Annotated in this window: 16 protein-coding genes; 11 read left to right on the forward strand and 5 right to left on the reverse strand. The window is 61.7% G+C overall.

Features of this window, described 5'->3' with window-relative positions; genetic code table 11:
• Positions 1–82 precede the first annotated feature (82 nt).
• From E5W70_RS00370 to E5W70_RS00385, 4 genes are all read left to right on the forward strand, one after another.
• Positions 83–1,486: an L-serine ammonia-lyase gene (locus tag E5W70_RS00370; protein ID WP_292653493.1), complete on the forward strand. Its 1,404-nt coding sequence runs from the start codon at positions 83–85 to the stop codon at positions 1,484–1,486.
• Positions 1,487–1,571: 85 nt separating this feature from the next.
• Positions 1,572–2,009 (forward strand): DUF1489 family protein, encoded by a 438-nt coding sequence (locus E5W70_RS00375; protein WP_292653494.1) that lies wholly within the window; start codon positions 1,572–1,574, stop codon positions 2,007–2,009.
• Between the two features lie 125 nt (positions 2,010–2,134).
• A complete protein-coding gene (locus E5W70_RS00380) occupies positions 2,135–2,866 on the forward strand; it encodes a VWA domain-containing protein (protein ID WP_292653495.1) in 732 nt (243 codons plus the stop codon).
• Positions 2,866–3,564, forward strand: coding sequence for a DnaJ domain-containing protein (locus E5W70_RS00385; protein WP_292653496.1), 699 nt, complete (start codon positions 2,866–2,868; stop codon positions 3,562–3,564). Before E5W70_RS00380 ends, E5W70_RS00385 begins: the two co-directional genes overlap by 1 nt.
• Positions 3,565–3,612: 48 nt before the next feature.
• Here E5W70_RS00385 and E5W70_RS00390 read toward each other — a convergent pair whose 3' ends face one another.
• Positions 3,613–5,001, reverse strand: a complete 1,389-nt coding sequence (locus tag E5W70_RS00390) for a D-alanyl-D-alanine carboxypeptidase (RefSeq protein WP_292653497.1) — start codon at positions 4,999–5,001, stop codon at positions 3,613–3,615.
• Positions 5,002–5,298: 297 nt separating this feature from the next.
• Between E5W70_RS00390 and E5W70_RS00395 the strand changes: the two genes are divergently transcribed.
• The 3 genes from E5W70_RS00395 (at position 5,299) to clpA (ending at position 8,702) form a co-directional block, all read left to right on the forward strand.
• Positions 5,299–5,628 (forward strand): phasin family protein, encoded by a 330-nt coding sequence (locus tag E5W70_RS00395; RefSeq protein ID WP_023674920.1) that lies wholly within the window; start codon positions 5,299–5,301, stop codon positions 5,626–5,628.
• A gap of 272 nt (positions 5,629–5,900) precedes the next feature.
• A complete protein-coding gene (gene clpS / locus E5W70_RS00400) occupies positions 5,901–6,227 on the forward strand; it encodes an ATP-dependent Clp protease adapter ClpS (protein ID WP_023717744.1) in 327 nt (108 codons plus the stop codon).
• A gap of 6 nt (positions 6,228–6,233) precedes the next feature.
• A complete protein-coding gene (gene clpA, locus E5W70_RS00405) occupies positions 6,234–8,702 on the forward strand; it encodes an ATP-dependent Clp protease ATP-binding subunit ClpA (protein ID WP_292653498.1) in 2,469 nt (822 codons plus the stop codon).
• Positions 8,703–8,796: 94 nt separating this feature from the next.
• Here the strand turns inward: clpA and E5W70_RS00410 are convergent, their stop codons facing one another.
• From E5W70_RS00410 to E5W70_RS00425, 4 genes are all read right to left on the reverse strand, one after another.
• Positions 8,797–9,228: an HIT family protein gene (locus E5W70_RS00410; protein WP_292653499.1), complete on the reverse strand. Its 432-nt coding sequence runs from the start codon at positions 9,226–9,228 to the stop codon at positions 8,797–8,799.
• Between the two features lie 120 nt (positions 9,229–9,348).
• On the reverse strand, positions 9,349–10,563 hold the full coding sequence (locus E5W70_RS00415) for a GNAT family N-acetyltransferase (RefSeq protein ID WP_292653500.1): 1,215 nt from the start codon (positions 10,561–10,563) through the stop codon (positions 9,349–9,351).
• Positions 10,564–10,603: 40 nt separating this feature from the next.
• Positions 10,604–11,332 (reverse strand): glycerophosphodiester phosphodiesterase, encoded by a 729-nt coding sequence (locus tag E5W70_RS00420; protein ID WP_292653501.1) that lies wholly within the window; start codon positions 11,330–11,332, stop codon positions 10,604–10,606.
• A gap of 14 nt (positions 11,333–11,346) precedes the next feature.
• Positions 11,347–11,811 carry a RidA family protein gene (locus E5W70_RS00425; protein ID WP_292653502.1) on the reverse strand — a complete coding sequence of 155 codons (465 nt, stop codon included), beginning with the start codon at positions 11,809–11,811 and terminating at the stop codon, positions 11,347–11,349.
• Positions 11,812–11,949: 138 nt separating this feature from the next.
• Here E5W70_RS00425 and E5W70_RS00430 point away from each other — a divergent pair, with 138 nt between their 5' ends.
• The 4 genes from E5W70_RS00430 (at position 11,950) to rpsB (ending at position 15,536) form a co-directional block, all read left to right on the forward strand.
• Positions 11,950–12,777: a cell envelope integrity EipB family protein gene (locus tag E5W70_RS00430; protein WP_292653503.1), complete on the forward strand. Its 828-nt coding sequence runs from the start codon at positions 11,950–11,952 to the stop codon at positions 12,775–12,777.
• 135 nt (positions 12,778–12,912) lie between these two features.
• Complete coding sequence (locus E5W70_RS00435) at positions 12,913–14,211, forward strand: hypothetical protein (RefSeq protein WP_292653504.1); 1,299 nt, start codon at positions 12,913–12,915, stop codon at positions 14,209–14,211.
• A gap of 43 nt (positions 14,212–14,254) precedes the next feature.
• Positions 14,255–14,533: a DUF4031 domain-containing protein gene (locus E5W70_RS00440; protein WP_292653505.1), complete on the forward strand. Its 279-nt coding sequence runs from the start codon at positions 14,255–14,257 to the stop codon at positions 14,531–14,533.
• A gap of 205 nt (positions 14,534–14,738) precedes the next feature.
• Entirely contained in the window at positions 14,739–15,536 is a 798-nt protein-coding gene (gene rpsB / locus E5W70_RS00445; RefSeq protein ID WP_292653506.1) for a 30S ribosomal protein S2, read from the forward strand.
• The last annotated feature ends 74 nt before the right edge of the window (positions 15,537–15,610 follow it).

Below are 15,610 nucleotides of genomic sequence, written 5' to 3' on the forward strand. Positions count from 1 at the left end.
GCCGCAATCTTCAAAACAGCTGAAAACATCATGGGAATTCCTATATGTAGACCTCAACAGGGTCCCAGGAGAAAACGCCCACGTGTTCCTTTCGGTTTTCGACCTGTTCAAGATCGGCATCGGCCCATCGAGTTCGCACACGATGGGGCCGATGACGGCTGCGCGGCGTTTTCTCGACGAGATTGCGGGAGACGACTGGCCGCGCCCGGCCGGCGCCAAGGTCGACCGCATCGCGGCCAGCCTGCATGGCTCGCTCGCCTATACCGGCATCGGCCATGGCTCCGATCGTGCCGTGGTGCTCGGCCTCGCCGGCCAGACGCCGCAGACGGTGGATCCCGACCAGGCGGACGGCATCATCGCTCGCATCGCCGCCGAGAAGCGGATTTCGCCGCCCGGCCATCCGTCTTATCGTTTCGACCCGGCAACGGATCTTGTGCTGGATCGCAAGACGCCGATGCCGGGTCACGCCAATGGCATGGCCTTCTCTGCCTATGATGCCGGCGACCGCTTGCTGCTGAGGCGCGTCTACTATTCGATCGGCGGCGGCTTCGTAGTGTCCGAGGAAGAACTGCAGCGGCTGAAGGCAAGGGGCTCGGCGACAACAGAGGGCAAGAAGGTTCCGTATCCGTTCAAGAACGCCGTCGAAATGCTGTCCATGGCAGCGAGAAGCGGGCTTTCCATTGCCGAGATGAAGCGCGTCAACGAGGAGACGCAGATGTCGCGCGAGGAGCTCGACGCCGGCCTCGACGGCATCTGGAGCGCCATGAAGGGGTGCATCGAGCGCGGCCTGTCGCAAGACGGCATCATGCCGGGCGGACTGAAAGTGCGCCGTCGTGCCCGCATGCTGCACGACAAGCTGCAAGAGCAATGGCAGCAGAACCGGCCCAACCCGCTGCTCGCCAATGACTGGCTGTCGATCTATGCGATGGCGGTCAACGAGGAGAACGCCGCCGGCGGCCGTGTCGTCACCGCGCCAACCAATGGGGCGGCCGGCACTCTGCCCGCGGTGCTGCGCTACTGGCTGCATTTCCATCCCGAAGCCGACCAGCCCAGCATCCGCGATTTCCTGCTGACGGCGGCGGCGGTGGGCGGCATCATCAAAACCAATGCTTCGATCTCGGGGGCGGAAGTCGGCTGCCAGGGTGAGGTCGGTTCGGCTTCGGCAATGGCTGCGGCGGGACTGTGCGCCGTGATGGGCGGCACACCCGAGCAGGTCGAGAACGCCGCCGAAATCGCGCTGGAACATCATCTCGGCATGACCTGCGATCCGGTCGGCGGCTTGGTGCAGGTGCCGTGCATCGAGCGCAACGCGCTTGGCGCCGTCAAGGCGGTGACCGCCGCTTCGCTGGCCATCAAGGGCGACGGCGTTCATTTCGTGCCGCTCGATGCCGCGATCGAGACGATGCGCCAGACCGGCCTCGACATGAACGAAAAGTACAAGGAAACCAGCCTTGGCGGATTGGCCGTCAATGTCGTGGAGTGCTGAGCGCCAATCTGGCGGCCTGGACCACCACTGTGGAGAAGTCGATCAGGCCGTTGACGCGTTCGCGTGCTGGACTAAACCTTAAACGATGTCTCTCAATCTCATAAAGCTTTGCGTCGGCTGTGACAGCGTCGAGGATCTGGAAGAGTGGATTGCGTTCCGTCTCGACGAGCGGCGCCGCGCTGGCGAACCGGCCGAGCACTACCACACCACCCGCATGGTGCCGACACGCGGCGCCGAGATTACCGACGGCGGTTCGCTCTACTGGGTGATCAAGGGCAATGTCCAATGCCGCCAGCTGATCACCGAAATCCAGACCTTCACCGATGACGAGGGCATCGGCCGTTGCCGTCTGATCCTCGATCCCGAGGTCGTGCGCACCGACTGGCAACCGCGCCGTGCATTCCAGGGGTGGCGCTACCTGAAGCCGGCGGACGCGCCGGCCGATCTCGGCAAGGGTAAAGCCGGGCTGATCGAGATGCCGCCGAAGCTCAGGCGTGAGCTTGCCGATCTCGGCCTGCTCTGACGCCGAGAACCGCGACGCCAAGACCACCAGGCGAAGCGCTTGTCCGCAGTTGCCATCATCACCGGTCCTCCAGGTCGCCTCATCTGGGCTTGCAAGCCGGGGAACAACGCCACATCTTGAATGTCATGAGCGACAAGAAGCAGCCAGTGCCTGCAAAGGCAAATCCTGCGCCGGTCGAGTCTCAATCGAGCACCGGCGAGATCGACGCGTTTCTCCGTCAGGCAAGAACGCTCGCTGCATCCGCCACCGGTTCAGGCAGGCTGATCCTGTCCCTCGACGCGACGATGAGCCGCCAGCCGACCTGGGATCTCGCCTGTGCGCTGCAGGCCGAGATGTTCGACGCCGTCGGCAAGGCCGGGGCACTCAAGGTGCAGCTGGTCTATTTTCGCGGTCTTGGCGAGTGCCGCTCATCCGCATTTGTCACCGATACCGAAGCTCTGAAACAGCTGATGACGCGGATCGAATGCCGCAGCGGCCATACCCAAATCGGCAAGGTGCTCGCTCATGCGCTGAAACAGACGGCGGCGGCCAAGGTCAACGCGCTGGTCTATATCGGCGACGCGATGGAAGAAAACATAGATGATCTGGCCGAAAAGGCCGGCAGCCTCGGCCTGCACGGCGTTCCTGTCTTCGTCTTTCAGGAGGGCCATGATGCCGCCGCGGAAAAGGCGTTCAAGGAAATTGCGCGGCTGTCGAAAGGGGCCTGGTTCCGGTTCGATCGGCGGGCTGCCGCAACCTTGGCCGGCCTGCTTTCGTCCGTCGCCGTGTTTGCGACCGGCGGGCTGAAAGCACTGGAGGCCCGGGGCAGGCCGGAGGACCGGCTGATGATCGAGCATCTGAGGGGCGGCGGAAACTGATGGGCGCAATTATCGCTTTTGTAGCATTGCTTCTGGTGTTTCTCGGCACGCTCACCATCTTCCTGCGCGCCGATCCGGCCAAGCTTGCAGGCGGCATGAGAACGCTTGGACCTGTGCTGCTCGGGCTGGTCGGCGTCGCCGTGCTGCTGGTCGGGCGCGAGGGCATCGGCGGCTTGATCCTGTCGGCTGCGCTCGCCTGGTACGGCTCCATGCGCATGAATCGGCCGGCAGCCAAACTGGCACCAGGCAAGCGGTCGACAGTTCGTACCGCGGCGCTTGAGATGGAACTCGATCACGATACCGGCGGCCTCGAAGGCCTTGTGCTGGCCGGGCGCCATGAAGGCAAGATGCTTGGTTCGATGGGGCTTGCCGAATTGCAGCAACTCTATCGCGAACTCTCCGGCGATCCGGAGAGCCGCCAATTGCTAGAGACGTATCTTGACGGCAGATTTCCCATCTGGCGCAAAGACGCTGATGCGAATGGTGGCGAAGGGCTGGGTGTTGCGCCAGGTTCTGGCGCCATGACTAAGGAGGAGGCCTACAAGATCCTTGGTCTTGAAGCGGGGGCTGCCGCGGCGGATGTCCGCAAAGCGCACCGCCGCCTGATGCAGCGCCTGCACCCCGATATCGGTGGCACGTCTTTCCTGGCGGCGCGGATCAATGAAGCCAAGGACGTCTTGCTCTCCAATCACAACTAGTCTCCTTCGACGCAGAACTTTCGGGAAAGATATCGTTTCGCGCGCCGCTTACTGCTGGACGGCGTAGCACTCGATCTTCTTCTTTTTCAAAGCGTTGCAGGCCTTCCAGGCAGAAGTCTTCGAACCGAAACCACCGAACCGGGCACGGTAGTAGGTGACACCGTCTTTATCGAAGGCGATGGTGAAACCGGAGGCATCGGCCAGAACGGAGGGCGCCTGCTTCGTCGCCTTGTCGAGGAAAGCCTTCGCTTCGGCCTGTTTTGGCGAAGAGGCGACCTGTATTGCCCAGCCGGATGGCACTGACGCCGTGCTGACCGGATCGACCTCTGCCGCCGGTTCGGCATAGGCTGCGGCGACCCGGGCTGTCGCCACGTCGTCCACCGTCGACACAGCCGTCGTCTTGACCCTCTTGGCCTGAACGACCGGAGTGGTTTCTTCAGCGATGGGCGCATTTTCCTCGACAAGGGAGGCAACGGCATCGTCGTCCGGCTTACTGTCCGGTGTCGGCGCGTCATGTTTCGGTAGAAGCACCTTGGCCAAAGCTGAAATCGGATTGCCGCCACCAGCCTCGGCAATCAGCACGCCGCCGCCGCGCGACGAGGCCTTCGGCATGTAGGCATTGATCAACCCGGCCATCTGGCTGTCGCGGCTGCCGCCGGACCTGCCGCCCATGACCACCGCTACGATGCGCCGATCGCCATCCGAGACCGAGGAGACCAGATTGTAACCGGAGGCGCGGGTGTAACCGGTCTTGATGCCGTCGACGCCCTTGATGCGTCCGAGCAGACGATTGTGGCCGTTGATACGCTGCCGCCCATAAAGAAAGGAGCGCTGCGAGAAATAGCCGTAATATTGCGGAAAATGCTCTCTCAGGGCGATGCCGAGCATCGCCATGTCGCGCGCGGTCGTGAACTGGCCGGGATCAGGCAAGCCGTTGGCGTTGCGGAAAACGGTTCCCCTCATGCCCAGCGCCCGCGCCTTGGCGGTCATCATGCGGGCGAAATTGGCTTCATTGCCGCCGAGCATCTCGCCAAGCGCCGTTGCGGAATCGTTTGCCGATTTGGTCACCATCGACAGGATCGCGGTCTCGACCGTGACCGAGCCGCCCCGCTTGACGCCGAGCTTCGTCGGCGGTTCGGCAGCGGCATTGGCCGAGAACACGACCGGGGAATTCTTGCTGATCCTGCCCTTCGCCAATGCCTCGAACGTCAGATAGAGCGTCATCATCTTGGTAAGCGACGCCGGATAGCGCCGGCCATCGGCATCCGACGAATAAAGCACCTTGCCGGTCTTGGCATCGATGACGATGGCCGCCGACTTGGCCGCCATGGATGAAGCCGCGTCCGCGACGACGAAGCTCATCGCCATAGCGAGGATCATGATCGTTTTGAGGGGGGACGCGGATTTGGAAACGAAGCCCGACAACGCCTTACGCACTGATAGTTCCTTTGAATTTCCGTTGCCTTGGAGGCGGCAAAGGGTCCTGCCTCATCTTCGGCCACGCTAACGCGGGCAGCGTTACCAATCCGTTTATGGTAACCGCCGCGTTCACCATTTTCTGCGGGATTGAGCTTCTCTTTATTCGAATCTTAGCGATTGCCGGCAGCTCACGATGCGCATTGCCGCGGGAATCTTGACTTTTTGTGCACTGCACAATATATTTACACGCATTGCACAACGCAGGCCGGACAAGGCGTCTGTCGTCCAAGGCAACCGTTCAAGGGAAAGCGTGAAATGACCCAGACTTACGAAGATTTCAGCAAATACGGCAAGGAATTTGCGGACACCGGATTAAAGAGCTTCGCCTCGCTGTCCAAGGGTGCGCAGGCTATCGCCGCCGAGGCGGGCGAGTACACCAAGAAAAGCTTCGAAGCTGGTAGCGCCGCTGTCGAGAAGCTCTTTTCCGCCAAGTCGCTGGACAAGGCGATCGAGATCCAGTCCGACTATGCCAAGCAGTCCTATGAGAGCTTCGTCACCGAGGCCACCAAGCTTGGCGATCTCTATGCCGAACTCGCCAAGGAAGCCTACAAGCCGTTCGAATCGATCGTCGCCAAGGCGAAGTGAATTCGACGAACGTTCCGAGCCGGCCCTGGGCTCGCAAAGACAGACCCGGTCGCAAACGCGCGGCCGGGTTTTTTCATGCCAGCTCGAAATCGGGGCCTGCGGTCTTCACGATTTGAAAAATCGGTCAAGTTTGGCCACCTAGCCATATTGTCAGCTAAACAGAAGGGCTTAAAATCGTCCATCGAACACCTACATGTCGAGCATGCATGAGGATTCGAAAGAGGCAGGACTACGTGACTACAGGTTTGACTGCCACGAGCTACGTGGTGCGAATGCAGAACGGCAGCAACGGCAATGAGGCCGGTCGCGGCACGGCCGTCATCACGCGCACAAAAACCAAGACCAAGAAGCCCAGTCTGTATCGGGTCCTCATTCTTAACGACGACTACACACCCATGGAATTCGTGGTCCACGTGCTGGAGCGCTTTTTCCAGAAGGACCGCGAAGCCGCCACACGCATAATGCTTCATGTTCACAATCATGGGGTGGGCGAGTGCGGGGTCTATACATTCGAGGTGGCCGAGACCAAAGTGTCTCAGGTCATGGATTTCGCCCGACAGAATCAGCATCCGCTGCAATGCGTGATGGAGAAGAAGTGAGGTAACATGCCGGCTTTCTCCCAAGGCCTGGAAAAGGCGCTTCACCAAGCGCTGACGCTCGCCAATGAGCGGCACCATGAATATGCAACCCTTGAACATTTGCTGCTCGCCCTGATCGACGACACCGAGGCGGCCGCCGTCATGCGTGCCTGCAACGTCGATCTCGACGAGTTGAAGCATACGGTCCTCACCTATATCGACACCGAGCTCGACAATCTCGTCACCGGCTACGATGAAGATTCCAAGCCGACTGCCGGTTTCCAGCGCGTCATCCAGCGCGCAGTGATCCATGTGCAGTCGTCAGGCCGCGAGGAAGTGTCCGGCGCCAACGTGCTCGTCGCCATCTTCGCTGAGCGCGAGAGCCACGCCGCTTACTTCCTGCAGGAACAGCAGATGACCCGCTACGACGCGGTCAACTACATCTCGCATGGCATCGCCAAGCGCCCCGGCGCTTCCGAGACGCGGACGCCGCGCGGCGCCGACGACGAGCAAGGCAGCCAGAGCGGGGCCGAGCCGCAAGAGGAAGGCGGCAAGAAGAAGCAGCAGCAGGACGCGCTGACTGCTTATTGCGTCAACCTGAACAACAAAGCCAAGGCCGGCAAGATCGATCCATTGATCGGTCGCGAGAGCGAGATCAACCGGACTATCCAGGTTCTGTGCCGCCGCTCCAAGAACAACCCGCTCTATGTCGGTGATCCCGGCGTCGGCAAGACGGCGATCGCCGAGGGCCTCGCCAAGCGCATCGTCGAGGGCGACGTTCCCGAAGTGCTGCACAATGCCACCATCTTCGCGCTCGACATGGGCACGCTGCTGGCCGGCACCCGCTATCGCGGCGATTTCGAGGAGCGGCTGAAGCAGGTCGTCAAGGAGCTCGAAGACTATCCCGGCGCCGTGCTGTTCATCGATGAAATCCACACCGTGATCGGGGCAGGGGCCACCTCCGGCGGCGCCATGGATGCATCGAACCTGTTGAAGCCGGCGCTGTCGTCCGGCGCCATCCGCTGTATCGGCTCGACCACCTACAAGGAGTTCCGTCAGTTCTTCGAGAAGGACCGCGCGCTGGTGCGGCGCTTCCAGAAGATCGACGTCAACGAGCCGACGGTCGAGGACGCCATCGAGATCATGAAGGGCCTCAAGCCTTATTTCGAAGAGTTCCACAAGGTCCGCTACACTAGTGAGGCGATCAAGGCTTCGGTCGAGCTCTCGGCGCGTTACATCAACGACCGCAAGCTGCCGGACAAGGCGATCGACGTGATCGACGAGACCGGCGCCTCGCAGATGCTGGTGCCGGAAGCAAAGCGCAAGAAGACGATCGGCATCAAGGAGATCGAAGCGACGATCGCCACCATGGCGCGCATCCCGCCGAAGACGGTTTCCGCCGACGACGAGAAGGTGCTGCAAGGCCTCGACATCGAATTGAAGCGCGTCGTTTACGGCCAGGACACCGCGATCACAGCGCTGACCTCGGCCATCAAGCTGGCGCGGGCCGGCCTGCGGGAACCGGAAAAGCCGATCGGCTCGTACCTGTTCTCGGGCCCGACCGGTGTCGGCAAGACGGAAGTGGCCAAGCAGCTCGCCGCCTCGCTCGGCGTGGAGCTGATCCGCTTCGACATGTCGGAATATATGGAACGCCATACCGTTTCGCGGCTGATCGGCGCGCCTCCGGGCTATGTCGGCTTCGACCAGGGCGGCCTTCTGACCGACGGCGTCGACCAGCATCCGCATTGCGTGCTGTTGCTGGACGAAGTCGAGAAGGCGCATCCGGACCTGTTCAACATCCTGTTGCAGGTCATGGATCACGGCAAGCTGACCGACCACAACGGCAAGCAGATAGACTTCCGCAATGTCATCCTGATCATGACCACCAATGCGGGTGCATCCGATGCGCAGCGCGCGGCGATCGGTTTCGGTTCGACCAAGCGCGAAGGCGACGATGTCGAGGCGATCAACCGGCTGTTCACGCCGGAGTTCCGCAACCGCCTCGATGCGATTATTCCGTTCGGCTCGCTGCCGGTGCCGGTCATCCATCAGGTGGTGCAGAAGTTCGTCATGCAGCTGGAAGCGCAGCTTTCCGAGCGTGGCGTGACTTTCGACTTGTCGCAGGATGCAATCGCATGGCTGGCCGACAAGGGCTATGACGAGCGCATGGGCGCCCGGCCGCTTGGCCGTGTCATCCAGGAGCACATCAAGAAGCCGCTGGCCGATGAGGTGCTGTTCGGCAAGCTCAAGAAGGGCGGCACGGTGCGTGTCACCGTCGAGAAGAAGGAAACCGGCGAGACAGGCCTGAAGCTCGAATCGCTCGCCGACGAGGCGCCGGTGAAGCCGAAGAAGGAAGACCCGGACGACGTGCCGAAAGCCAAGAAGGCGGTGGCGAAAAAGCCCGCCGCCAAAAAGGCGGTGGCGCAGAAGCCGGAGCCCAAAGGTAAGGACGGCGGCAAGCGCAGCCTTGTGCCGCAACTGCCGCGCAAGAGCTGACGAACCAGCCAGCAAAAAAGCCCCGGAAACGGGGCTTTTTTTTATGACACCTTCCGTTAAGCACCCGGCGCCCGCCGGAGCGGTTTGCGCCGGTTCAGCTTGCCAGCGCTATCCGTATCTTGCCGGCGTTCTCGGCCAGGACTTCAGGCTTTTCCATCTGTCCGCTGTGCGGCTTCAAGGGAATGCCGTCGAAGCGCGGAATGACATGGACATGGAGGTGGAAGACGGTCTGGCCCGAAGCTGGTTCGTTGAACTGCAAGACCGTGACGCCATCGGCATCGAAAGCCTTTTTTACGGCCCGCGCAACTTTCTGGACGTGAATGAAGAGCGGGCCAAGCACCACCGGATCCGCGTCGAGCAGGTTGCGCGACGGCGCTTTCGGCACCACCAGCGTGTGACCTTGTCCTTGCGGCATCACATCCATGAAGACGACGACCGCGTCATCCTCGTAGACGCGGTGCGAAGGGATTTCTCCGCGCAGGATTTTCGCGAAGATGTTGCTGCTGTCGTAGGTTGCTTCGGCCATGGCGCGCGCTCCGGTTCTTGGCTCGCTGTCTCGTGTAGCGAAGCTGTTCCGGGCGGGCAAGACGATCGATCGACATCGGCCATGCCGGCCCGCGCGGCTGAGCGATTGGGTCTCGCTACCCTACTCCGCCAGGTCCTTGCGGAACGGGGTGTGCTCTTCCAGATATTCGCTCATCCGCTTGACTTCGCGCCGCTCGCGTTGGAGGTAGTCGGCCACTGCATTGCGCAGACCTGGATGGGCGATGTAGTGCGCCGAATGCATTGTCACGGGCCGGTAGCCGCGCGCCAGCTTGTGCTCGCCCTGCGCACCGGCTTCAACCACCTTCAGCTTGCGCGAGATGGCGAAATCGATCGCCTGATGGTAGCAGACCTCGAAATGCAGGAATGGGTGGTCCTCGATGCAGCCCCAATTGCGGCCGTAGAGCGCGTCGGAACCGATGAAGTTGATGGCACCGGCAATGTAGCGCCCGTTGCGTTTGGCCATAATCAGCAGGATGTCGTCGGCCATGCGCTCGCCGATCAGCGAGAAGAAATCGCGGTTGAGGTAGGGCCGGCCCCATTTCCTGCTGCCGGTATCCATGTAGAACGCGAAAAAGTCGTCCCAGGCCTTTTCGGTCAGATCCTTGCCGGTCAGCCAGTCGATCGAGATGCCGTCGGCGTGCGCCTCGCGCCGCTCTTTCTTCATCGCCTTGCGCTTGCGCGAGGCTAACGTCGCGAGAAAATCGTCGTAGCTCGAAAAGCCTTCGTTGGAGAAGTGAAACTGCTGGTCGGTGCGATGCAGGAAGCCGGCCGCCGCCAATATCTGGACGTCGTCCTCCGGCGCGAAGGTAACATGCGCGGAAGACACGCCGAGCTTATCCGTCACCGCCTTCAGGCCGGCCGCAAGACCGGCCTTGACGGTCGGGCTGTCCTCGCCCTTGCCGACCAGCAGGCGAGGGCCGGTGACGGGCGTGAACGGCACCGCGCATTGCAGCTTCGGATAGTAGCGCCCGCCGGCGCGTTCGAATGCGTCCGACCAGCCATGGTCGAAGACATATTCGCCCTGGCTGTGCGACTTCAGATAGCAGGGGACCGCCCCGAGCAGCTTGCCTCGTGCGGTTTCCAGCCTGAGGTGATGGCCTTGCCAGCCGGTGCGCCGAACAGCGCAGCCGGAATCTTCCAGCGCGCTCAAAAAAGCGAATGAAACAAGCGGGTTGTAGCCGTTTTCTGCATCGCCGCGTGTAGTGCCGCCGAGGCTGTCCCATTCAGCGCTGGTAAAGGCGCCGATGCCCGCGGCGATGCGGATCGACAGCTCCGCATTCGCCGTTTGTCTTTCGCAGTCGTCCCCTTGATCCATGAGGCTTACTTAAGCTCGCTGCGGACCCATACAAGCCCGCTCAGGCAAGCCGTACCAGATCGGGCTCGAATCCTTCGAACGTCATCTGGTCGGCATATTTGAAGGTCAGATCGACGGCAGGCTGGTCATGCACGGTCCAGGTGATCACCGGCATGCCGAGTCTCTCTCGCACGAAGGAGACGAACCGGTTCGGCAGGTCGCCGGCGGCGTAGGAGGTGAAGGCGATGTCATGCGCCAGCATGGCGAAATGCGCCTCGATCAGGTGGTTGTCGTTGCCGTAGGCGGTCAACCCTCCGGGTATGCCGGGTGCATATTTCGCGAACTCGCGGATCAGCCAATGGTCGAACGACATGATCGCGGTCTTGCCCTTGTATTGCTTGAGCATCTTGCCGACGCTTTCGACCAGGCCTTCGTCGTGCCCGGCAGCTCCTTTCAGTTCGACAACCATCGGCACACGGCCGTCGACCAGATCGAGCGCCTGCTGCAGCGTCGGCAAATGGTCGGCGGTGCCGCCGACCTTCAGCGCCGTGATCTCGGCAGCCGTACGCTGCCAGACGAAGCCGTCCTTGCCGGTCAACCGCCGCAGATCGCCATCGTGGATGATGACGGGGACGCCGTCGGATGACAGGTGCACATCGCATTCGATCGCGTAGCCGCGCTCGGCTGCCGCGGCAAACGCGGAAAGCGTGTTCTCCCAGCGCGTCTTGTTCATGTCGTGGAGGCCGCGATGGGCGACGGGCCGGGCGGTCAGCCAAGAAAGATCGGTCATTGTCGCAGTCCCGGTCATTCGACTTCGAAGATCGCTTCGATTTCCACTGCGGCATTAAGCGGCAGGGAGGCGGTGCCGACGGCGGAGCGAGCGTGCTTGCCGCGATCGCCGAGCACGGCGACGAGAAAATCCGAGGCGCCGTTGGCAACCAGATGCTGTTCGACAAAATCCGGTGCCGAGGCGACGAAGACGGTGATCTTCACCAAGCGACGGATTTTCTCGAGATCGCCAAGTGCCGCCTGGGCCTGCGCCAATATGTTGATCGCACAGTATTTTGCGGCTTCCTTGCCGGTCGCGGTGTCGACATCGCGGCCAAGCAGTCCGCTCGCCTGGAGCTTGCCCTCCTTGAGCGGCAACTGCCCGGCGGTGAACAGCAGATTGCCGGTCCTGCAATATGGCACGTAATTGGCGGCGGGCGCGGCGGCGGCCGGCAGCGTCACGCCGAGTTCGCTTAGCCGCTTTTCGATTGTTTCGCTCATGCTATTTCCCTATTGCTTGAAGGCGCCGCGCAGGCCGGGCCGAAATTGCTATTTTTGCCTCGCTTCCGCCACGACTTTTTTTAAGCTGGACCATCTTTCCATGCGGCCTGCCGTTAGCCGCGATGATCGGAGCACCCCATGCGCGCAACGCGCCTCGCATTCAACGCCGTTCTCCTGACAGCGGCTTCCTGGGCGGCTCCCGCTTTTGCGGTGCCTGCGCTGCAGGCGCATCGTGCTGTTTACGACATTTCACTCGACAAGGCCTCCGATCGCTCCGGCATTACTGGCATCACCGGCCGCATGGTCTACGAGTTCAACGGCTCGCCTTGCGAGGGCTATACGGTAAAGTTCCGTTTGGTGACCCAGATCGTAACCAACGACAACACCAGGCTGACCGACCAGCAGATGACCACCTTCGAGGATGCCGAGGGCAAGACCTTCTCCTTCGTGAACAAATCCTTTGTCGACCAGAACCTCGACAAGGAGGTCAAGGGTACCGCAACGAAGGAGGCCAATGGTCTCAAGGTCGATATCGACAAGCCCGAAAAGAGCAGCCTGGAACTCGCGCCGACCCAGTTCCCGACCCAGCAAATGGTCGAAATGATCGGCAAGGCGGAAAAGGGCGAGCGGTTCTACGAAACCAACCTGTTCGACGGCTCTGAGGATGCCAACAAGGTGGTGACCACCACCGTCGTCGTCGGCAAGCAAGCCGATGCCGACAACACCGATCCGGAAGCGCCGGCGCTGGCCAAGCTCGCCACCGACAAATACTGGCCGGTCGACATCGCCTATTTCGACGATGCCGACAAAGGCGGCGAGGAGGTGCCGGAATACCGGATCAGCTTCAAGCTGCACGAGAACGGCATCACGCGCGATCTCGTCATGGACTATGGCGAGTTCTCGATGACCGGCAAACTGGTCAATCTGTCGCTGTTCGATCAGCCAAAGACCTGCCCGTCGAAATAGGCTCGAACCAACGACAAGCCGCCGGCGCTGTCCGGGACAGTAGCGCTTGATCTTGCGGGGCATGTCGCATCGACTTGAGCATGCCGCAATTGCCTATCAACGTCTTACGACGGTAAGCGCCGTGGGGGGAGCAGGTTGAGCAGGATCGACGTTTTTGTGGCGCCGCGGCCCAATGCGACGCTGATCAAGGCCATGACATTCGTCAACCGGATTGTCATGCTGCACGGCATTCCGGGGCTTCGCGACCTGTTGCCATTCAACCGTCTGGCCGGTTTGCGCGGCGTCGCCAATGTCCGCCACATCGATTTTCCGGAGGATGACCGGCAAAGGCTGAAGGTTTGTTGCGGTGCGGGCAAGGCGACGTTCATCACACCCAACCATCCCGAATTCTTTACCGACTGGATGATCGACAAGGAGGTCGTGTCGCGGGTAAGCCCGCTGGCGGCATCCTGGGCCACGCATGGCGTCGTCAATGGGCTTGGCCGGCTGACGCAGAAATTCTGGCTGGCCAACAATCTGATCGCGCAAATCCCGGGCAATAGCGCGGCGGCCAAGGAACATTCGGTGGCCTGGGCGCTGAAAGGGCACGGCGTGCTCCTGCATCCCGAAGGCGGTGTCGGCTGGCATGCCAACATCGTTGCCCCGCTGCTGCCAGGCGCGGTCGAAATGGGGTTCGAAGCGCTGAAGCGCGGCCGCCTGATGGATCCGGATTTCAAGGTTTGGATCGCGCCCGTGACCTGGAAGCTCGCTTTTACGGGGAATGTCGAGGCAGCACTGGCAAAGGAATGCGCCTATGTCGAGCACAGCCTGAAGATCGAACGCCGTGCCGCCAATACGCTGCCGGAGCGCGTCCATCACATCTATGCGACGCTGCTGTCGCGGGATGAGGCTGCAAATGGCCTGCGGCCCGATGAGCGGGCTTCATATGACACACGTCAGAAGGATCTGCTGACCGAACTCGGCCATCGGCTTGCTGAACTTGTTTCGCTCGAAGCCGGCACGCTCGACAATGCCGAGCTTTTGCGCCGGTCGCGGCGCTGGCTGCGGGAAAACACGGACGGCACCGGAAGCCAAAAGCAGGTCCGAACGCTGGCGGATACGATCCAGCGCCTGCGGCGTGTCGGGCCGTGGGCTTCGGCCAATCCGCGCATCACGCAGGAGGAGATCGCCGAACATTTGAAGCGGATCCGCAACGACTATTGCAAGGGTACGCTGCGCGATACGATCAACCGTTTCGTGCCGCAGCCGGCGGGCCCTCGCCGCGCCTATGTCCGGGTACCGGAGCCGCTGGGCTTGCACGCCTATCAAGGCTCCGTCGAGGAGGCACTCGCCGAACTGCACGACCGCATGCAGGAGACCGTCACCAGGACGATGACGCAACTCGAGGCCGGCGGCGGCTTCATTTTCTATGCCAATCCCTTCTATCATCGTTAGCGGCGTGTTGGTCGGCGCAAGATGAAGGAGTGCGGCAAGCCTCATGGCGGTCTATGTCGATGCGGCGATCTGGAAATGGGTCGGCCACCGCTGGTGTCATCTGCTGGCAGACGATACCGACGAGTTGCATCGCTTCGCCGGGCAGCTCGGCATCAAGCGCTCGTCCTACCAAGGGCCGCCGAAGACATCGGCGCCACATTATGACATAACCGGGTTCGAGCGCGACCGCGCAGTGCGGTTAGGCGCCATCGAATGCAGCCGCGAGGAGATCGTCGCCGTTTTCCGGCGTGTGCGGGTGCCGAAGGGGAAGATGCGACGATGACACCGGTGCGCTGATCGCCGCACGCTGAGCCGCACGACGCCACAGCGCTTGCGTTTGTCGCGCTTCCCCTCTATATGCGCGCTCATTCCACACACGGACTTTGGTATCTGCCCGGGAGAAATCCGGCTGAAACCTCCGGTGGCGTTCGAGGACAAAGTCCAAAAATGCCTGTGTCCGTGGAGGCTAACCGGAAAGGAAATAAGAAATGGCTCTGCCTGATTTCAGCATGCGCCAGCTATTGGAAGCTGGCATTCACTTCGGCCACCAGACCCACCGCTGGAACCCGAAAATGGCGCCCTATATCTACGGCGCCCGCAACAACATCCACATCATCGACCTCTCGCAGACGGTGCCTTTGCTGCACCAGGCGCTGAAGCAGGTTTCCGACACTGTTGCCAAGGGCGGCCGCGTGCTGTTCGTCGGCACCAAGCGCCAGGCCTCCGACATCGTCGCCGATGCCGCGCAGCGTTCGGCCCAGTACTATGTCAACTCGCGCTGGCTCGGCGGCATGCTGACCAACTGGAAGACGATCTCGAATTCCATCCAGCGCCTGCGCAAGCTCGACGAAATGCTGTCCGGCGAGGCTCAGGGCCTGACCAAGAAGGAGCGCCTCAACCTCGATCGCGAGCGTGAGAAGCTCGACAAGGCGCTGGGCGGCATCAAGGACATGGGTTCGACGCCCGATTTGATGTTCGTGATCGACACCAACAAGGAAGCGATCGCCATTCTCGAGGCCAAGCGTCTCGGCATCCCGGTCGTTGCCATCATCGATTCCAACTGCGACCCGGACAAGATCGACTTCCCGATCCCCGGCAACGACGACGCGGCCCGTGCCATCCAGCTCTATTGCGATCTGATTGCCAAGGCAGCCATCGACGGCATCGCCCGTCAGCAGGGCGCGCTCGGTGTCGATATCGGCGCATCGGTCGAGGCTCCGGTCGAGCCGGCGCTCGATCAGACCCCGGCCGCCGAGAGCCCGGCAGCCCAGACCCCGGAAGTATAATAGCGAAGGCCGGCTGCGGCCTTCATCTTTCCAATATGTTGGCGCGGTAAGCGCTACCGGCACCAGGCGCATCA

Origin of the sequence: Mesorhizobium sp. (genome assembly GCF_005063415.1) — a bacterium.
Classification (GTDB): Bacteria; Pseudomonadota; Alphaproteobacteria; order Rhizobiales; family Rhizobiaceae; genus Mesorhizobium.